The following is an 18,199-nucleotide window of genomic DNA, read 5'->3' as shown; positions in this document are numbered from 1 at the left end:
TGGCGGGTCGACAAACGATCGGCGACGACATTCGCTCTGCCGTCAGTCGTTCGTGGACAGGGGCCGCTTCTGGTCACCCGGGGCGGCGGGCGATTCACTGGTTTGTGCCTGGCAGAGCGTGTTCCAGGAGGACTTCTGCTGCTGCCCGTGCGTGTCGTCCATAGTCCGCGTCGCCCAGCACCATGGCGCGGCTGGCGGCCCCGTCCGCGAGGGTGACCAGTTGCTCGGCGAGTGCGGCGGGTTCGCGGCAGCCCAGTCCCGTCACCAGTGAGGTGACCAACCGCACCATCAGCAGTTTCTGTTCGCGGGCGTAGGAATGGACCGCGCTCTGCGGGTCGGGGAACTCCGCAGCCGCGTCGATGAAGGGGCATCCGCGCACCGGAGCCGCGTCCGCCGGAGGCAGGGCGTACAGTCCGAGGATCCGCTCTCTCGCCGGGACATCCTCGCGAGTCAGCGCGCTCTCCACGGTGCGCCCTGTCGAGGTGAGGTCTTGCAGATGGGCGATGACCAGGTCGCTCTTGGTCCGAAAGTGCGCGTAGAGAGTCCGCTTGGACACAGGCGCCTGCTCTGCGACCTGTTCCATGCCGGTCGCGTTGATCCCTTGGGTGGCGAACAGTTGGGCGGCGGCGGCCAGGATGCGTTCGCGCCCTCCGCGCCCCTGCCGTCGAGACACCGTAGGCAGCGTAGTCATGAGCGAAGTATACGTGCCCGTTTACTTAAGAGGAGATGGCTCGCTAAAGTCACCCATAGGTAAACGCGATCGTTTACGTACGGGATCTCTGAGGGGTGTTTCATGAGCGGACTGGTCTCCATCGAGCTGAGCGATCACGCGGAGAAGCTGATTCGCGGCCGCCACGCGACACGTGCGTTCCGCCCGGAAGCCGTGCCCGAGCACACCATGCGCGCGATCTTCTCCCTGGCGGGCGCCGCACCGTCCAATTCCAACGCACAACCGTGGCGCGTCGAGGTTGTCGGCGGCGCCAAGCGCGAACGCCTGGCGCACGCCCTGCAAGCTGCCCACTCCGAGCAGCGCACCTCAGCCGACTTCCCGTACTCCGAGGGCATGTACGCGCCCATCCACCGGGAACGGCGGGCAGCGTTCGGCGCCGACCTGTACAGGGCGCTGGGCATCGCTCCTGACGACCATGCAGCTCGCGCGGCCTACGATGCCAAGAGCCTGCGCTTCTACGGCGCACCGCATGCCGCGTTCCTGTTCGTCACGGGCGACGGCGGAGCGCGACTGGCCGCCGACGTCGGCGCCTACATGCAAACACTGCTCCTGGCCATGACCGCGTACGGTGTGGACAGTTGCCCGCAGGGCCTTCTCAGCTTCTACGGCGACACCATCCGGACCGAACTCGGCGTCACAGAAGGCAAGCTGCTCGTGGGCGTCTCCTTCGGCTACGCCGACGCGAGCGCGCCGGTGAACCGAGTCACGACCGAGCGGGCCGCCCTCGAAGCGACCACCGCCTTCCACGTGTAAGCGGCCTTGAGGCTTGGGCTGCGGTTGGCGTCATCGCAGCGGTGCCCCCGGGGAGGCTCGGTCGCCGATTGCGAGGAGTGCCTCGGTCGTGGCCTTCGGCTTCTACGGGCATGTCCTGGTATTTGGCCGAGCGCCGCACGCATCGATTCGGGTCAACTCCGGGGCTCTGGGCAGGAGTTAGAACGGATGGGCTCCGATGTCCGCCAGTTCCTGGCATCGACCCTTTGAGGGCCAGGTCGGTCTGATGCCGGATTCTGCCGCCCTCAACCGTCCTGCTTTCGGAGGCAGAGCCGGACGCGGGCTGCCCGGTGTGCAGCCCAGACAGGTGGCGGCTCACCTCGGGCGAAGATGGGCGAGATGCTTGCGCGGTCTGATCGGAGTGGTCCAGGAGACGGAAACGCCCGCCCCCGCGGCCGGGGCTGCGCGAGGGCGGGTGGTGGTGTCGGATCCGGGGGTGCTTACAGACCGCCGGTCATGTTCCTGACGGTCACCTGGGCTCCCGTGATGGTGTTTTGGGCCGTGGCGAGGAGGGCTTGGACGGTGGTGGACGTGTTGCCGACTCCGGGTGCGGCAGTTGCGGGGGTGGCGAGGGTACCGAGGAGTGCGGCGGTTCCCAGAAGCACGGCGGTGATACGGCGCATGGTGTCATGCCTTTCGAAGGAGGGCGTGGTGTTCGGCTCGGCAGTTGATCGAGTCGCTTTCCTAACCGGGAGGGGCGGTGATCAGGCACGTCATCCACACCAATGGAGCAGCGGGGAGACTCGCCGCATGAATGCCATCGCCGTGCCGGGGACGCGCGAGAACACCTCGTGCGCGGCGAGGCTGACCTCAGCATTGCCGGCAGCGCTGTGGTGCCCGTCCCAGGCTTGCCCTCCGGATCTTCCAGAGGGCCGGCCTTGACGTGATAGGTGTGACGGTGTCGGCGGCTTCGCCGATGTCACCTGAGGGCTCCGAGCGCGGTGACGGTTTTGATGATGATGGGGAGGAGGCTGGCGGTGCCGAGGAGGATTGCGGCAGTACGGCGCATGAGGGATTTCCCCTTGCTGTTGTGGTAGTTGAGGGTGGTTTGGTCACTGGACCAAGCTGCCGCATGACTGCTCAAGCCGGTGGATGGACACGCGCCGGCTACCCGAATTGCGGCCGCCTTCCCGGTGGCCGGCCGCCCCGCGCTGGGGCCTGTTCGGTGCTGAGATCATTCGGTGTTGAGATCATTTGAAGGCTCGGAGGCTGCGGATCCTAAAAAAATGAACCCCTGAACTGGAGCCCAGCCAGCCGCCTTTCGGCCCTCTCCGGTCGGAGGCCGGGTGAACCTTGTTGGTCGGCCCGCTGCGCGAACGGCCCAGGGCGGCAGCCTGCCACCTCGCGCTGTGTCGGCGGCGCAAGCGCCGACGCCCAACCCTGGCAGGAGTGTGAAGAGGCCCGGATCCACAGGGATCCGGGCCTCTTCGTGCAGTAGCGGGGACAGGATTTGAACCTGCGACCTCTGGGTTATGAGCCCAGCGAGCTACCGAGCTGCTCCACCCCGCGTCGGTGAACCCAACCTTACGCCACCTGCGACGGCTCCCCGACCACTCGGGCCCGCTCTACGCGTCCTTCGCCTTCTCCTCGAAGATCTGAGAGCCGGCTGATAGCCCTCGAAGGCGCGGGCTTTCAGATCCGACCGGTCAGGCCGACGTGTCCGTCGGGGGCCCCGATCGTCTGCGCGGCAGCCTCGGCGAAGTCGTGGATGAGCGGCGAACGCCGTGTCGCCACCCACGCGAGACAGACCCGATTGGGTCCGATGTCCTCGATGGGTAGCAGATCCCGCTGGTCGACGGGGAGCCGGACGACGCTCACGTCCACCCGGCCGTCCCGCAGGACCTCCACCTGGTCGTCCCAACTGGTGCGCGGCAGCCACACATCGAGCTTCGGATGCCAGGCGGTGAGCGCGAGGACCGCGGAGGTCACCGTGATGCCGAGGATGAAACCGATCGTGAACCTCGCAGTGTCCTCGGCGGCGGAGCACGCGCCTGAGGAGCGCCTGCGACGCGACAGCAAGGAGGGTGTGTCCTCCAGCAGTTGCTCGCCCGCCGCAGTCAGGAACGTGCACCGGCGGTCCCGGGCGAACAACTCCGCCCCGAGTTCGTCCTCCAGGGCGCGGATCTGCCGGGAGAGCACGGGCTGGGCAATGTGCAGACGCTCCGCCGCCCGTCCGAAGTGCAGTTCGTCGGCCACCGCCACGAAATGGCGGAACTTTCGCAGATCGACGTCCACTGTGACTCACCGTGCGCTTTCTCGCCGTGACGCCCACCGGACCCGCCCGCGCCTGCTGGGACAGATCCGTTCTGCGGACCTGCCGGAGCGGCCAAGGCGCTGGTCCCGAATCCACCCGCCGGCCCCCGCCAGCCCCAGTGCATCGCTTCCCGGCCGCGCTGCAGTGTCGAGAGGCCGGGCTCAGCCACGCGCGAGGACCGTCAGCGGGTCCGTGTGAGCTGGCGTCCACCCCAGCTCGGTCCGGGCCTTGGCCAGCGTCATCTACTGGTCGAGAGTGAACGCGTCCGAGACCACACCCATGCGCTCACGAGCCTGCGCCAGGGAGAACGACTCGACCTTGCCGTCGATCCCCGGCCTTCGGCTGACGGCCAGAGCGACGTCCTTGGCGGTCGGGCTCACCCCGCCCACACCGACGTAGCCCGAGCCCGCTTTCGCCGTGAGCGCGGCAACGTACAGCTCCGCGATGTCGTCGATATGGACCAGCGCCCAGCGGTTGGCGCCGTCGCCGATGCAGAGGATGGCGCCCTCCTCCTTGCCCGGCGCGGTGTAGTACAGATCGATCAGCCAGTTCTCGCCGCCGTTCAGCAGCCGGGACTGGACCACCATCGGGCATTCACGACATCAAGGTCGCATCGGAAGCCACCGGCGAAGGACCGGCAATTCCTGGACCGAGCTGCCCTCCCCATGGGTCGGTGGACCGGGCCGAAAGCCACTGGCCCCACCCACGTACGCCGTGTGGAAGCACGGGACGGGGATGGGGCCGGGGCACTCGACTACGCCTGGCGGGCGGCCAGTTCCTGGGTCAGGTGGTAGTCACCGGCCATGTCGATGCCGGTCCGGTCCCGTAGCAGTCTGATGGCTGCTGTCTGGTCACCCGCGGCGAGCAGTGCGGTCATTTCGGCGGCCAGGTCAGGGGCGAGTGACCGCAGGTCCTCCCGCGCCCGGGGTAGTCCACGGGCAGCGTGCGGCCCGGGTCGAGCACGGCAAGGGCCGCCCGCGCTTCCAGAAGGCCGGGCCCCGACGCCTTGTGCAGCCGGGACAGCGCCTTTGCTTCACGGCCTTCGGAGGCGAGAGCACGGGCTTCGCCCTGGACCTCTGCCGTCACGGGGGTGATCAGTGCGGTGATCTCCTGCTTGCTGGGGTTCATCGTGGGAGCGTCCTCCGGCCTTACCTGCACTGCTTCTTGATGCTGTCAATGCCCAGAATGGATCCCGCCAGACCGCCGAGCGTCGCGCCCAGCCCGCTGATCTCCTCCTCGCCCTTGGCCACCCGGACAAGTGGGTAGGCGGCCTTCGTCACACTGCCCGCCTTCTTGATGAACGCCTTCAACTTGAGGATTTTCGCGGCCGGTACGGCGGCGCTGGCCACCGCCAGGGTGATCGCGGCGACGCACTTGGTGGTCTGCCACCATCCAAAGGCCTGCACCGTCGCCGGCTTGGGCAGGTACTGAGCCAGGTACGCCTGGACGGCCTTGTCGCCCTGTGCGACGACGCTGTCCGGCATCGCCTCGATGACACTCAGGGCGTCCATGAGTTTCTGCTCCTCCGCCGGAACGCTCGGCGCAGCAGTCATAGCGCGACGGCGGTTGAGGCGTTGGTGGACCGCGTGTGGTCCGCGGCGACCCCGCCGAGGCCGGCGAATATGGCCGCTGTGACGACGGCAGCGGTCAGCGTGGCGATTCTGTTGAACGTCAAGGTGTTCCCCCACGCTCAGGGCTCGCCGACAACGGGCAGGTGACAGCCCCCCTCATGCCGCGGAAGGTCAGCTCCGTATCGCGGGACGCAGAGAGAGCGAATCAGCGCACCCGTAGCGAATGCAATGATCTTGAGCATCCTCTGAGCTGTTCAGTCTCGCCAACCGGAGAGCCTCACCCCTGGCAGCCAGCCAGATTGAGCGTGTACGAGCATGGCCGACGCGATTCTCCTTGCCAGCCCGGCCCGGCGAAGCGAATCACGAAAAGGAATTTGTTCCTCAGGTGGCACGGCCGCATGATGGCCCGGTGAACGGAAACCCAGCCGCGCCAACCCCCATCATCCTCATCATCGACGACCTACGGCACCTCCCGCGCGCCACGCGGATCGCCCGCACCAGCGGCGAAGGTGTCCAGCTCCTGCGGGAGCACCGCGACGCCTTCATCGACGAACTGTGGCTCGACCACGACCTCGGCGGCGACGACAGCATCATGCCCGTGGTGACGCTGCTGGAAGAAGCCGCCTTCAACGGACGGCCCTACGACATCGGCGCGATTCTCGTTCACAGCGCCAACCCGATCGGCGCGGAAGCGGTCGTCCGCTCGCTGACGTACTGGAACTACCGAGTCCGGCGAGCCACGACCTGACCGCCGCGCAACCAGCGCCCGTATGCAGGCACGCTCCCCAGATCCGTCGCAGCAGGGCAAGCACCGCCACAGGTCACGTACGGCGCGCCGACCAGGCGGTGCGCGTGGTACACACCGTCAGATCCCCGATGTGAAGGACGCGGGCTCGTGGGACGAACACCGCACCTCTGGTTGGACGTCACTCAGGACCCGCAGAGTGCCGCCTGCACGGCGGATGTCATGTCGTCGTTCTGGGCGTTTGTGCCGCCCGGGTAGAGGTTCACCATGGCCGTGGCCTGCCTGCCGTCGGCCGTGGCGGCGCCCGTGGTCTGGTAACCGGGGATGCCGCCGTCGTGCCCCCAGGCGAGGCCGCCGCAGGGCAGGGGGTGGCTCTCCAGGCCGAGGCCGTAGGCCCCGCCGCCCGGGTCGCCGGTCGGACGAGTCCTCATCATGTCGTGAAGCTGGGTCGGGGCAAGCAGCTTGCCGCGCAGGAGCGCGTCCAGGAAGCGGTTGAAGTCGGCACCGCTGGAGATCATGGAGCCGCTCGGGCCCGCGACGGTGGGGTTGAGTGCGGTGATGTCCTTGAGCGGCGCGTCCTTGCCCGGCCGGGCGTAGCCGCGCGCGTGCGGCCCGCGGATCTCCGAGACGTCGTCCGGGACGGACGTCTGACGCAGGCCGAGCGGTTCGATGACGCGGCGGCGGATCTCGTCGCCGTACGGGTGGCCGGTCACCTGCTCGATGAGCATGCCGGCCAGCAGGTAACCCGTGTTGGAGTAGCGCCAGTCGGTGCCGGGCTCGAAGGCCGGGGGGTGGGCGAGCGCGAGCTTCACGAGATCGCGGGTGTCGTAGTGCGCCAGTGGGTCGTTGAGGACGTCCTCCGGCTTGAGGTAGTCCAAATAGTCGGGAATACCGCTGGTGTGCTGGAGGAGCTGACGGACCGTGATCCTGCGTCCGTCGTTGCCGTGGCCGCGGACGACGCCGGGCAGGTAGCGGTCCACCGGTGCGTCAAGTACCACGCGGCCCTCGCCCACCAGTTGAAGCACCACGGTCGCCACGAACGGCTTGGTCATACTGCCGATCCGGAACAGGCTGTCCCCGCGCATCAGTGCGTGGCTATTCACGTCCCCGACGCCGCTGGTCAGCACCGCGCCGCCAGGCCGTCCCCCCAGCGCAACGAGCGCACCGGGACCGCCGTCCTTTGTGGTGAGCCGGTGCAGGAGCGCGCGGAGCCCGGGGTAGTCGGCGGGGGCTTCGTCGGTGGTGGCGTGTGCGGCGTATTGCCACGCCGAAGCATCGTCGCCGCGCGCACACGCCGTGCCGCCGGCCACCGCGACCAGTGCGAGCAGGCCGCCCAACGCGCGTCGGTATCGGGTCATGTGTGCGTCCTCGGAGGTGAGTGCGGTCATGGTGCGGCGCCACGCGTCGTACTCGGGATGACACGTCATCCTGCGCCACTCCCATGGTGTCCGGGACATGCCTGGCGGCACGATGGGGCAACCGCCCGGATCGGGGGTGGGGACAGCCCCAGGGCGGGGGTCGCCGTCCCGCGCGAAGACTGCATTACCCGCGGCGTCATCAGTACGCGGACCGGACCGGCCAGTAGAGCAGGAGGGTCCCGACAAACGTGGGCAGCCGACGAGGCACGCGAGCAGCCAGTTGCCGGCGGGGCCGGTGTGCAGACCGGTCCCGCAAAACAGGCGCCTGGCCTTGTGGGGATTGACTGCGTGGTGAGGCAGTACGCGATGAGAGGGAGCCATCGCACCGCAAGCCCTGCGCGCCCGCGCCGACGGACAAGGCCATCGGACGGGCGAGGCCACCGGAAGCTCGCCCAGCACCTCAACCTGCCCGCGCGACGGTCCGGAGCCGGCTCCGCCGCGCAACCACACTGGCCGACCTCTGAAACCGCCAAGCCACGGTCAACACACCTACCGACTCCCCCAGGACGCTGGGCCGTTCCCTCCCGCAACAGCAGCCCCGCCGAGGCACCCCGCTCCCCTCGGCGAAGCCTCGCGCCTCGCACGCAGTCAGGCACCCGCCCGGGCAACCGCCAACGCCCCCTGGCAGCCGTGGTCATGGGCATGGTCTGCGCTCCGTCCGGCAACACCCAGACGGAGCGCAGACCAGACGCTCGGTGAGTCCCGGTGCCCAGGCACCGGGACCACTACCTGTCCTTACTTCTCGAACGCGGCGTTGTTACAACCCATGCTGGACCCCAGCTTGCTCTCCTGCGCACCCGCGTTACCCTCGCCGTTGAGCGCGCCGCCGAGTACGCCGTTGAGGAGGCCGACCGAACCGAGGACGTCGATGTTCAGGTCGTGCGACCGGCACTGGGTGGCCTGAGAGACGTTGAAGACGTCACCCCTCCTGCCTGCCTTGCCGCCGCCCTCCCCGTCTCCGAAGAAGGAGTTCGTCCCGCCCCGGCTCCCACCATGGGCGTTCGCGGTACCTGCGCCGAGGAGGCCAACACTGCCCAGTACGACGATCACAACGGCAGCCTTACGAAGCTTGCGCAATTTTGTCTCCGGTAGGTCGAACGGAAGCGATCAGAAGTTGATCGACTTCGTACGACCATGAAAGCTAGTGCGAAATATGCCCCAACTCCTCCGTGACACGCCGAATTTCACGACTGTCGCGGCCTAGGTCTGTCCCGCTCGGAGAAGATCTCACGTGGCGGCTTTCGCGAGCTTCTTGCAGCAATGGCGTCACCGCCCGCCATCCCCGACAGCCACGCTCCTCGTGATCAACGCCCGGTACTGGGGCCACTGCTGACCACTGGGATTCCGCGCAGTGTCATTGCCTCAGCACCTAACCCAACGGCGAGAGAGCCGTCACTCCAGGAGGGACAGCCCTCGGGTGCGGCATGGCGGTGAGAGCACCGACCCATACAAGGGGTCCCCGACGTTCTCTGTGATTTTCTCGCAGAGTGGCTCTGGGGCAGGAGGTCCGCCCCTCTGGCCAGGTCGACGCTATTCGCAATGCTCCTTCACGATGAAGGGAGTTGAGGATCATCTGAGCCAGATCAACTGCGACGTTCACACCATGACAACAGCGTCGGCCACCGGGCCCCAGCGGCGCCCGCACGGCCGCCGAACTGGCCGGACGCTACGAGACCGTGCACGTGTGCACCGACAACCAAGAGGTCGTGGACCGCTCCGAGCTGGTGATCATCGCCGTACTCCGGGAAGACCGGCACGAAGCACTGGCAGGTCTGAGGGTGGCCGGCGACAAGGTGCTGGTCAACGTAATGGCCGGGGTCGGCAACGACGATCCGCGCGGGACACACCCAACTTCAGCCAAGTCACCGCGACCGACATGCGCATCACCCGGCCCACACCACTGATCTGCCCTACCTCTTCGACATCGGCGGCAAGCCGCTGCTCAAGGGCAGCGACCACACGCATCTCGGCGCGCAAATCGTCGCGCTGTGGGCGAGCTTCGCCCGAACAGGCAAGCCGGTTGTCCACTATTAGGACTCCTTTAGGTCTGCCGATCTTGATGGTGTGATCGTCGCCCTAGGCTGGCTGTTCATGCTGACCATCGACGTTTCCTCCGTCTCTTCGGAGGACGAGCTGCACGCCCTCCTGAAGCGGGAGTTCGACTTCCCGTACTTCTATGGGAGGAACTGGAACGCATTCTGGATCGCCGTCACCGGCCTGGTCAGGATCCCTGACCAGGTGCGCTTTGTCGGTTGGGCGTCGCTGCTGGATCGCGTACCGGCTGGTGGACGGATGCTCCGGCTGCAACTGGACCGCTACCGCGATGAGTACCGGTCGGATCTGCTCATTGAGTACGGGTAGGCGGGGCGTCTGCGCCCAGGTCCTGGCAGCGGGCGGTTGCAGGTGGTGCAGGTGCCGGTCCAGCACCTCAGCACGTCCTGGAGGGTGTCGAGGACCTGGTAGAGGGTGAGTCCGGCCCGGGGGCTTTTGGGTTCAGTCGCTGTTCGGTGAGGAAGGCGTGGGCGGCGGTGACGAGGGTGACGTGGTGGTGCCAGCCGGGCCAGGACCGGCCTTCGAAGTGGTCCAGGCCCAGGCCGTGCTTGAGCTCTCGGTAGTCGTGCTCGATCCGCCAGCGGATCTTCGCCAGCCGGACGAGCTCGGCAACGGGCGTGTCAGGTGGGAGGTTGGAGAGCCAGTATCCGGTCGGTGCCTCCTCCTGCGCCGGCCACTCGGCCAGCAGCCACAGATCGGGCAGCACTCCGTCCCACCACCCGAGTTCGGCCGAGGCCCGGGTCCGCAGCGGGCGTTGGACCGCCCGCCCGGCGGGCCGTACGCGCACGGCGGCGAAGCGGGAGCGGAGCCGGCCGCGGGAGCCGGGGCGCCAGGTGACCTCGGTGAACGCCTCGCGTCCGAGCCCGGTCGCGAGGGCTGCCACGCGAGTGGGGCCTGCCGGTAGCAGGGCTGCGGCCAGCATCCGGTGGAGCCCCGCCGTCGCGGTGCGACGGGCACCGCGTCCTGGGAGTGCGCGGTGATGTTCGCCCGCACCGCCACCACGTAAGCCAGACGTCGCTCCTGGAGCGCGGCCCTGAACTTGGCGTTCTGGCCGTAGTTGGCATCGGCGACCACCACGGGGGGCATGAGGTCCCAGTTGTCCAGCTCGTCCAGCATGTCAAGTGCCAGCAGCCATTTCTCCCGGTGCCCCGCCTCCTGAGGCACTCTCGTCTTGCGCCGGCGTTCGGTGTCGGTGGCCCACTGCTCGGGCAGGAACAACCGCCAGCCCAGCGGACAGGAGGCGGTGTCGGTCACAGCGTGCACGCTCACCGCCACCTGGCAGTTGGCTTCCTTGCCGAGCGCGCCGCAGTACTGCGGCGCGACGCCGACCGACATGCCCCCTGTCCTTGGGGAACGACACGTCATCGATGACCCAGGCCGCCGGGGAGATCAGGGGCAGCATGCGCTCGGCGATCCGCCGTCGTACCGGGACCGGGTCCCACGGGGACTGGTTCACGAACTGCTGCAGGTTCTGCTCGTTGCCGTCCGACAGCCGGGAAGCCATCGCCTGGATCGACTTGCGGCGCCCGTCCAACATCAGACCCCGCAGATAGCAGTCGTCCTTGGCCCGCTGGTCCTTCCGCGCCACCGACGCGAACACGTCCGCCACGAACGCCGCCAACTCGGCCCGCAGCGACCTAACTTGCTGCATGTCCACACAACCAACATGCTCCCGAGCAGCGCGTACGGAAAGACCTAACGGAGTCCTACTATCTGCCCGCCGGGCACACGTGCCGCTTGTGGTCCACGGTGAATCGGTGAGTGATCATCGGGCTCTCTGGTGACGAACTGCCTGCGGTACCGCTCGGCGGTCCAGCCGGGCCCGCTCACGCAGAGCATGGCCTGCCCCGTAGGCAGCACCGCATGCCACAAGCCTGCCGCCGGCGACGGCTGCTCAACCCCACGGGACGGCACCGCCCATGGCAGAGCAGGAGACGGCTGCGCTCACCAATTGGCGATGACCTCGCGGCCCTGCGGGACGGCGATGTCGAGCAGGCCAGGGAAGCGGGCGTCGAGGTCGTCCCGACGCAGCCGGTTCAAGCGCCGGGTTCCCTCGTTCCGCTGGTGGATGAGTCCCGCTTCGCGGAGGACTTTGAAGTGGCCGCTCTGGGTGGACTTGCTGACCGGCAACGCGAAGGTCGTGCATGCCAGTTCACCGTCGGGCCCGACGTCGGCGAGGCGGGCGACGATGGCCAGCCGGACAGGGTCGCCGAGGGCGGCCAGCACTGTCGTGAAGCGCATTTCCATGCGGTCGGGGTGCACGAGTCTGGTTGCGGTGCGGCTGGCCATGACCCACAGCATAGCCATTCATGTTCGACATCCGCGAACATCTGCTATGTTCGCAAAACCCGAACATGCTGCCGTGGAGGAATGGATGCCGTTCGATCGCCTCACCACCGCCCGCCGCAACCGCCCCGCGAGCCGGTCCCACCCGCACGGCACGGACCTGGACGGACAGCCCACGCCGGGAAGGCAGTGGCGGTTTTGGGCTACGGCTTACGCGCTGCTCATCCTGTTGACCGGAACGAACCTGCCGACGCCCTTATACCGGGGCTATGCAGCCCGGTTCGGCTTCTCACCCCTGGTCATCACGTTGATCTTCGCCGCATACGTGGCCGCGCTGATCCCCTCACTGCTGGTCGCGGGCTCCGCCGCGGACGCACTCGGCTATCGCCGCGTGCTGCTGCCGGCCGTCGTCGTGGCCGCACTGGGATCACTGCTCTTCGCCCTCGCCACGAGCACAGGGTGGCTGTTCATCGCCCGCATCCTGCAGGGAGCCGCACTCGGCGCTGCCTCGGGGCCGTTGACAGCGGCCCTCACGGAACTCGAACCCACCGGCAACCATCGCAAAGCGGCACTGGTCTCCACCGTAACCTCCGTGGCAGGCCTCGGACTTGGACCCGTTCTGGCCGGCGCGCTCGCCCAATACGCCCCAGCACCACACACCCTGCCCTTCGCCGTGGAGATCGTGCTGCTGGTCCCGGCGGCGGCAGCGGTCTTCGCCCTCCCCACACGACGCTCGACGACGCGGTGGCACCCTCGCCGCCCCGAGATCCCCCCGGCCATGCGAGCGGTATTCGCAACCAGCGGGGCGGCCTGCCATCTCGCGTTCGCCGTGATCGGGCTGTTCCTCGCCCTTGTGCCCACCTACGTCGCCACACTGTCGGGCAGCAGGAACCTGCTGCTCGGCGGGGCAGCTGTGGCACTGATGCTGCTCAGCTCCGCACTCGCCCAACTCATCGGCTACGCAAGGCCCGCCCGAACCCTGGAACTCACCGGTCTCCCCTTGCTGGCCACCGGACTGGCCACGCTGGCCCTCGCCGGCGGGCTCTCCTCCCTGCCCCTGCTGCTCGCGGCGACCGTCATCGCCGGCACCGGCCAGGGCCTGGCATTCCTCGGCGGTCTCACAGCGGTCAACCGAGCCACCCCGGCCGACCACCGCGCCGATGTACTGTCCAGCTTCTACGTGATCATCTACCTCGGCGTCGGCCTGCCCGTCATCGCCGTCGGCCTCCTCGCCACCGTGACCGGACTGCTCGCCGCCGTGCAGTACTTCGCCTGCGCCGTCGCCGTGCTGTGCCTGGTCCTGCTGCTCGTCCTCACCCTGGCCCGCCGCCGCGCATCGGCCGGTGCCTCAACGCCGTCCGGCGACTGACATCGCGCGCAGCCTCCGGCTCAAGGGCCAGCTGATGGCGGAGCGGCGCGCGGACCTGGACCTCACGCAGCCTGGGCCGTGGCCGCCAGCACCAGTTCGCGGACGGTGACACGCTGGGGTTGCTGGTACACGTAGCCGATCGCCGTCGCCACGTCTTCGGGGGCGAGCACCTCGAAGGAGTCCTTGAAGGCCTGGTAGTCGGCCTTCACCACCTCGTCGGTGGTGTGCGAGAGCAGTTCGGTCTCGACGGCTCCCGGAGCGATGGTGACGACTCGGACCCCGTGACCGGCGACCTCCTCCCGCAGGCTCTCGGAGATGCCGTGCACGGCGAACTTGCTGCCGCTGTACACCGTGTGGTTTGCGTAGGTCCTGCGGCCCGCGACCGAGCTGACGTTGATCACCGTGCCGCGCCCGCGCTCGATCATCCCGGGCAGGACCGCTCGTATCCCGTTCAGCAGCCCGCGCACATTGACGTCGAACATCCGCTCCCACTCGTCGGCAGGCTGCCGGGCGACCTCGCCGAGCAGCATCACGCCCGCGTTGTTGACGATCAGGTCGGCGGGGCCGTACAGCGCCTCGGCCTCCGCCACGGCGGCGGCCATCCCCTTGGCGTCGGTCACATCGACGGAGCGGGAGAGGGTGTCGGGGAGGCCGAGCGCCTCGATCCGCTCGACCCTGCGGGCCAGCAGGAGCAGGGGGTGGCCGAGTGCGGAAAGGGTACGGGCGGTGGCGGCGCCGATGCCCGAGCTGGCTCCGGTGATGACGGCGAGGGGGTGGACGGTGGTGGGTGTGGTGTTCGTGGTGGTCATGTCGTTCAGCTTCGGGGGTTCTGCGGGGGCGAACAACGACGGAGTTCGCAGCGATTGATAACTTCAGTGTTATGGAACGCCGTGACCTGGAGATCTTCCTGACTCTCGCCGATGAGCTGCACTTCGGCCGCACCGCCGAGCGGCTGCATGTCTCCCAGGCCCGGGTCAGCCAGACCGTCAAGCAGTTGGAGCGACGGATCGGTGCCTCGCTCTTCGAACGGACCAGCAGGCGTGTGGAGTTGACGCCGATCGGACAGCGGCTCCTCGACGACGTACGCCCCGGGTACCAGCTGATCAAGGACGGCGTCGCCCGTGCCGTCGCCACCGGGCGCGGTCTGGCCGAGCCGCTGCGGGTCGGATTCACCAGTCCCCTCTCCGGCGAACTGGTGCTCTTCGCCGCCTCCGCGTACCGCGCGAACCACCCGGAAGCCGGGGACGTCGTCCTGCACGAGGCCCCGCTCTCCGACCCCTTCCGGCTGCTGCGCGAGGGCGAACTCGACCTGCTGCTCGCCCAGTTCCCCGTCGTCGAGCCCGACCTGTCCACCGGGCCCGTCCTCATCTCCGACCGCCGCGTCCTCACCGTCTCCACCCGGCACCCCTTCGCGCGCCGCCCCTCGGTGAGCCTCGACGACCTCGCGAGGGACAAGGTGCTCAGCCTCTCGGGGCCCGTACCGGACTACTGGCTCGACGCTCTGCTGCCCCGCACCACCCCCGGCGGTCTCCCCGTCGAGCGCGGCGAGGAGGCCGCGACCCGGCAGGAGCTCCTTGCCCTGGTCGGGGCAGGGCGAGGGGTGCATCCGGCCGCCGCCCACGAGGCCCGGTACTACGCCCGCCCCAACATCGCCTACGTCCCCTTCGCCGACGCCCCACCGCTGGAGTACGGCCTGGTCTGGCGTACGGCGACGGAGACCGGCCGCGTCCGCGCCTTCGCCGATGCGGCAGCCGAGGTGGTACGGAAGCAGGGCGGTCCCGGGGGCGTGTGCGGCGAATGTCGGTGAACCCCGGGCGCGACGGTACGGAACCGGCCACTTCTGCGGCCGGTTCCGTACGGCATCACGAGCGCGGTCAGGACGTCACCATCACCTTTTCGCTGCTGGTTCGCGTGCTCTGGCGCCCCTTCCACTTGGTGACCTGCCGAAGGAAGTAGTGCCCCTTGGCCATCTGCCGGTGGAAGTCGCAACTCTGCCAGCCGCCCTGACACGTTGCCGTAACAGCGGAATCCAGGCCAGCCGTCGGAGGCGACCGGCGACTCGCCCTTCCTCGCCCTCACCGCCTGGCTGTACACCGGCCTCTGGACGTGTACGTCGGGCCGTCATGGCTGAGGCGGAGCTCGGAGAAGCGCGCCTACCAGGGCGTGGCGGTGAGGGCGGCCCCTGCAGCGCTCGCGATCGTCTTGCGCTTACGCACCTCCTGGCTCTATAGCATCTGCACAACCAAGCGCCGCGCGACGGCAGTCCTGCGGTCGCCGTACCCGGCTCGGTGACGGGCAAGCAGCTTGGCACCCAGCCATTTGCGGGCTCCCCGATCCGAGCCGCCCACTGTGCAACGGCCGAGGTGAAGTAGCGTCAGCAGCATGAACATGCCACCTCCGCCCCAGCCCCCGGGCCCGTACAGCGCCCCGCCGCCCGGGCAGCCGGCACCCGGCCCCTACGGAGTACAGCAGCCCTGGCCGCAGCATCCGTACCCCCAACAGGGCTTTGCCCAGCAGCCGTTCCCGCAGCAGCAGGGCTGGGGAATGCCCCCGATGGGGCCGCCCGCCCCGCAAAGGAACCGCACCGGTCTGGTGATCGGCATCATCGCCGTCGTACTGGTGCTGCTCGGCGGTCTCGGGTTCGCCGTGAGCAAGCTCGCCGGGGCGGCCGGCGGCTTCCCCGAGGCGAAGTACCGGCTCACCGTGCCGCCCACACTCCTGAACGGCCAGTACACACTGGCACAGGACTTGTCCGAGAAAAGCCAGGACGGCCTCAAGAACGCCTCCCAGGCAGACGTCCGCGACCCTCAGGCAGCCGCGGGCCAGTACTCGGGCGCCAAAGGCGACGGTACGTCGCTGGTCCTTTCCGGCATCTACGGCAGGGTAAAGGCCCCCGAGAAACAGCGCGACAGCATGCTCCGGGGCGGCCGGAACGCGGACGGCGTCACCGTCGCGATGCCGCCCAGGGACGCCACGCCCGCGGGCTCGGACGTCCGGATCTCCTGCCAGGTACTGACCAAGTCGCAGGGTGCTTTCAGCGTCACGTTCCCGATGTGCGCCTGGGGCGACAGAAACACGGTGGGAAGCGTGGGTGTCGTCAGCCCCGCGTCAGCCGGGCAGAAGCCCTCCGACGTCGATGTCGACCAGGCGGCCGAGCTGACCGTCAGGGTACGCAACGAGGTCCGCCGGCCGATCGGCTCGGGATCCACGCGCTGAGCGCCTCCGCCGCACCACGTAGCCCGAGGGGCGCGCCGTCAGCTCGCGGTCTGCTCCAGGGGGAAGTCGGCGCTGAGGGTTGCTTCCCGCCAGTTGTCGAAGGTGGTCTTGAGTGAGTCCAGCTTGGCGGTGGCGATGTCGTACGCGGCGGCTTTCACCCGTGCCAGAGCTGGGTTGCGCCGCCGTAGCAGTCCCACTGGTTCACGACGGTGCCATTGCTGTGACTCCACACGGCGTCAAGGCACTTGCCGCTGTCCACGTTCACGACCTCGTATCCGCTGCCCACCAGCCGCAGCGTCCACTGCTGGGTTGCGCCGCCGTAGCAGTCCCACTGGGTCACCGCGGTGCCGTTGCTGTGACTCCACACGGCGTCCAAGCACTTGCCGCTGTCAGCGTTCACTATCTCCTGGCCGTTCCAGCTCCACTGCTGGGTCGCACCCCCATAGCAGTCCCACTGGTTCACGACGGTGCCATTGCTGTGACTCCACACGGCGTCCAAGCACTTGCCGCTGTCGACGTTGATGAAGTAGCCCCCGCTCGCCGCAAGACCGGGGCCGACGGGCCTGGCCTGGGCGCTGGCCGGAGCGGCCGCTACGAGACTGCCCCCGACGAGGGAGGCAGCGCCGATCGCGACAGCGGCCATCCGCTTTGTGTTTTTCCGCACCATGATGTGGTGCTCCTTCGCTGATGCCCACTGGTGTGGTGGGTACGGGCTCAACCACGCTGGCCCGTAGGTCGGTTGACGGCTCGTAGGGGCCGGCCGCCGTCTGCGATGCCAAAGTCCCGGATGTTCCGGCATGGGGCGAGAAGCTTTTCGGACGATCCCGGATGTTCCGGGACGAGACTCCACCAACACCGGAATCGGCACGGCGGGCAGACCCGGCGCCGTGGTCGCCGACCGAGCAGGGTGACCCAGCGGATCAAGACCCCCCACCCCTCCATCGGGGACGAAACCAACAACCGCACGCTCCGGGAACGCCTCGCGGAAGTCGTCGATGCGCACCGGAGCCCGCTCGGCAGCATGCGCGCTTCAACCTCCGCAGGCGTCGCGCCGACCATTGCCGCCCTTTCACGCCATCGAACACGGTGTGGCGGGAGCCAGATGCGATCATCGAGATCGATGCCGCCTGTCGCACCGGCCTCTGGGCAGCGCCCTGGCCACGGATCCGGCGTGGGACGCAATACATTCTCTCGCCCGCCAGTTTCTCCTCACGGCGCTGGGCGACTGGCGTCAGCCGCTGCCACGCCCCGTGGGCCCGCGCACGGGCGATCACTGAGCACGTCGAGGCCGCCCGTGCGACTCTCACGCAGCGTTCGCATCCCCGGTGTGCTCCGGCGCCTCCCTACGTCGTGAACATCTGCTCTCGTTCTCGTGGGCAGGGCCAAACGGCGGCATCGTCACCCATTTGGACGTATCCGGGTTTCTGCCAGGGTGTCGCAGGAGCAGGATGGGACCGTCCGGCACGGCGCGAAGCGGCTGTAGGAGTACTGCAACGCGACGGTGCCGCGGATCTCGCGGAGCCTGCGCAAGCCCTACGGGGGCGCGTACATCGTGATGGATGCCCGGTCCATCGGCGCCGACCTCACCTACGCCTGGCCGACGGACGAGATCGCAGTCATGGGCGCCGAGGGCGCCGCCATTGTCATCTTCCACCGCCAGATCGCGGACACCGACGACTCGGAGGCGATGCGGGCGCGCACGGTCAAGGAGTACAACGCCGAGCTGATGCATCCGTACTACTCGGCCGAGCGGGTCCTGGTCGATGACTGCCGTCCGGCGCTCACGA

21 protein-coding genes, 1 tRNA gene and 2 pseudogenes are annotated in these 18,199 nt (G+C 68.4%); 8 read left to right on the top strand and 16 right to left on the bottom strand.

The annotated features are described in order from the left end of the window. Positions 1-94 precede the first annotated feature (94 nt). On the bottom strand, positions 95-691 hold the full coding sequence (locus tag ACSHXC_RS38965; protein WP_438296052.1) for a TetR/AcrR family transcriptional regulator: 597 nt from the start codon (positions 689-691) through the stop codon (positions 95-97). A gap of 102 nt (positions 692-793) precedes the next feature. Here ACSHXC_RS38965 and ACSHXC_RS38960 point away from each other — a divergent pair, with 102 nt between their 5' ends. Further along, on the top strand, positions 794-1,483 hold the full coding sequence (locus tag ACSHXC_RS38960; RefSeq protein ID WP_438296051.1) for a nitroreductase: 690 nt from the start codon (positions 794-796) through the stop codon (positions 1,481-1,483). A 458-nt stretch (positions 1,484-1,941) separates the two neighbouring features. Here the strand turns inward: ACSHXC_RS38960 and ACSHXC_RS38955 are convergent, their stop codons facing one another. The 8 genes from ACSHXC_RS38955 to ACSHXC_RS38920 form a co-directional block, all read right to left on the bottom strand. Next, on the bottom strand, positions 1,942-2,124 hold the full coding sequence (locus tag ACSHXC_RS38955) for a hypothetical protein (protein ID WP_438296050.1): 183 nt from the start codon (positions 2,122-2,124) through the stop codon (positions 1,942-1,944). Between the two features lie 812 nt (positions 2,125-2,936). Continuing rightward, positions 2,937-3,010 (bottom strand) — tRNA-Met (locus ACSHXC_RS38950). Positions 3,011-3,133: 123 nt separating this feature from the next. Continuing rightward, positions 3,134-3,736 (bottom strand): LysR family transcriptional regulator, encoded by a 603-nt coding sequence (locus ACSHXC_RS38945; protein WP_438296049.1) that lies wholly within the window; start codon positions 3,734-3,736, stop codon positions 3,134-3,136. A 261-nt stretch (positions 3,737-3,997) separates the two neighbouring features. Further along, positions 3,998-4,342, bottom strand: a complete 345-nt coding sequence (locus ACSHXC_RS38940) for a hypothetical protein (protein ID WP_438296048.1) — start codon at positions 4,340-4,342, stop codon at positions 3,998-4,000. Positions 4,343-4,509: 167 nt separating this feature from the next. Beyond that, positions 4,510-4,632, bottom strand: a complete 123-nt coding sequence (locus ACSHXC_RS38935) for a hypothetical protein (protein ID WP_438296047.1) — start codon at positions 4,630-4,632, stop codon at positions 4,510-4,512. Next, entirely contained in the window at positions 4,629-4,883 is a 255-nt protein-coding gene (locus ACSHXC_RS38930) for a hypothetical protein (protein WP_438296046.1), read from the bottom strand. The genes ACSHXC_RS38935 and ACSHXC_RS38930 overlap by 4 nt, the downstream gene beginning before the upstream one ends. A 20-nt stretch (positions 4,884-4,903) precedes the next feature. Beyond that, positions 4,904-5,266, bottom strand: a complete 363-nt coding sequence (locus tag ACSHXC_RS38925; RefSeq protein WP_438296045.1) for a hypothetical protein — start codon at positions 5,264-5,266, stop codon at positions 4,904-4,906. Between the two features lie 38 nt (positions 5,267-5,304). Beyond that, a complete protein-coding gene (locus ACSHXC_RS38920; protein ID WP_438296044.1) occupies positions 5,305-5,430 on the bottom strand; it encodes a hypothetical protein in 126 nt (41 codons plus the stop codon). A gap of 305 nt (positions 5,431-5,735) precedes the next feature. Here ACSHXC_RS38920 and ACSHXC_RS38915 point away from each other — a divergent pair, with 305 nt between their 5' ends. Then, positions 5,736-6,074, top strand: coding sequence for a cyclic-phosphate processing receiver domain-containing protein (locus ACSHXC_RS38915; RefSeq protein ID WP_438296043.1), 339 nt, complete (start codon positions 5,736-5,738; stop codon positions 6,072-6,074). A gap of 182 nt (positions 6,075-6,256) precedes the next feature. On the opposite strand, the gene ACSHXC_RS38910 is transcribed toward ACSHXC_RS38915, so the two are convergent. After that, positions 6,257-7,498: a serine hydrolase domain-containing protein gene (locus tag ACSHXC_RS38910; protein WP_438296042.1), complete on the bottom strand. Its 1,242-nt coding sequence runs from the start codon at positions 7,496-7,498 to the stop codon at positions 6,257-6,259. Positions 7,499-8,224: 726 nt separating this feature from the next. Continuing rightward, complete coding sequence (locus ACSHXC_RS38905) at positions 8,225-8,566, bottom strand: hypothetical protein (protein WP_438296041.1); 342 nt, start codon at positions 8,564-8,566, stop codon at positions 8,225-8,227. A gap of 599 nt (positions 8,567-9,165) precedes the next feature. Here ACSHXC_RS38905 and ACSHXC_RS38900 point away from each other — a divergent pair. Further along, positions 9,166-9,393 (top strand): NAD(P)-binding domain-containing protein, encoded by a 228-nt coding sequence (locus ACSHXC_RS38900; RefSeq protein WP_438296040.1) that lies wholly within the window; start codon positions 9,166-9,168, stop codon positions 9,391-9,393. Here the strand turns inward: ACSHXC_RS38900 and ACSHXC_RS38895 are convergent. After that, entirely contained in the window at positions 9,290-9,517 is a 228-nt protein-coding gene (locus ACSHXC_RS38895; protein ID WP_438297119.1) for a hypothetical protein, read from the bottom strand. The two genes, ACSHXC_RS38900 and ACSHXC_RS38895, sit on opposite strands and share 104 nt — an antisense overlap. Positions 9,518-9,580: 63 nt before the next feature. Here ACSHXC_RS38895 and ACSHXC_RS38890 point away from each other — a divergent pair, with 63 nt between their 5' ends. Further along, a complete protein-coding gene (locus tag ACSHXC_RS38890) occupies positions 9,581-9,850 on the top strand; it encodes a barstar family protein (RefSeq protein ID WP_438296039.1) in 270 nt (89 codons plus the stop codon). A 67-nt stretch (positions 9,851-9,917) separates the two neighbouring features. Here the strand turns inward: ACSHXC_RS38890 and ACSHXC_RS38885 are convergent. Together ACSHXC_RS38885 and ACSHXC_RS38880 are read right to left on the bottom strand one after the other, a co-directional pair. Continuing rightward, a pseudogene (locus ACSHXC_RS38885) lies at positions 9,918-11,198 on the bottom strand (IS701 family transposase). 287 nt (positions 11,199-11,485) lie between these two features. After that, on the bottom strand, positions 11,486-11,830 hold the full coding sequence (locus tag ACSHXC_RS38880; RefSeq protein ID WP_438296038.1) for an ArsR/SmtB family transcription factor: 345 nt from the start codon (positions 11,828-11,830) through the stop codon (positions 11,486-11,488). Between the two features lie 85 nt (positions 11,831-11,915). On the opposite strand from ACSHXC_RS38880, the gene ACSHXC_RS38875 reads away from it, so the two are divergent. Next, the gene (locus tag ACSHXC_RS38875) at positions 11,916-13,196 is read left to right on the top strand and encodes an MFS transporter (protein WP_438296037.1); all 1,281 of its coding nucleotides are present in this window, start codon (positions 11,916-11,918) and stop codon (positions 13,194-13,196) included. A gap of 62 nt (positions 13,197-13,258) precedes the next feature. Here the strand turns inward: ACSHXC_RS38875 and ACSHXC_RS38870 are convergent, their stop codons facing one another. Continuing rightward, positions 13,259-14,005, bottom strand: a complete 747-nt coding sequence (locus ACSHXC_RS38870; RefSeq protein ID WP_438296036.1) for an SDR family oxidoreductase — start codon at positions 14,003-14,005, stop codon at positions 13,259-13,261. 71 nt (positions 14,006-14,076) lie between these two features. On the opposite strand from ACSHXC_RS38870, the gene ACSHXC_RS38865 reads away from it, so the two are divergent. After that, positions 14,077-15,003 (top strand): LysR family transcriptional regulator, encoded by a 927-nt coding sequence (locus tag ACSHXC_RS38865; protein ID WP_438296035.1) that lies wholly within the window; start codon positions 14,077-14,079, stop codon positions 15,001-15,003. A gap of 575 nt (positions 15,004-15,578) precedes the next feature. After that, on the top strand, positions 15,579-16,412 hold the full coding sequence (locus tag ACSHXC_RS38860) for a hypothetical protein (RefSeq protein ID WP_438296034.1): 834 nt from the start codon (positions 15,579-15,581) through the stop codon (positions 16,410-16,412). A 154-nt stretch (positions 16,413-16,566) separates the two neighbouring features. On the opposite strand, the gene ACSHXC_RS38855 is transcribed toward ACSHXC_RS38860, so the two are convergent. Beyond that, positions 16,567-17,079, bottom strand: a complete 513-nt coding sequence (locus tag ACSHXC_RS38855; RefSeq protein WP_438296033.1) for an RICIN domain-containing protein — start codon at positions 17,077-17,079, stop codon at positions 16,567-16,569. A 727-nt stretch (positions 17,080-17,806) separates the two neighbouring features. Between ACSHXC_RS38855 and ACSHXC_RS38850 the strand changes: the two are divergent. Beyond that, positions 17,807-18,180, top strand: a pseudogene (locus ACSHXC_RS38850) (carboxyl transferase domain-containing protein); the annotation flags it as partial. Between the last annotated feature and the right edge of the window lie 19 nt (positions 18,181-18,199).

This window comes from Streptomyces sp. HUAS TT7 (assembly GCF_051550175.1).
In the GTDB taxonomy this organism is placed as follows: domain Bacteria; phylum Actinomycetota; class Actinomycetes; order Streptomycetales; family Streptomycetaceae; genus Streptomyces.
The sequence above is the reverse complement of the archived record's forward strand: the minus strand, read 5'-3'. Positions and strand labels throughout refer to the sequence as shown.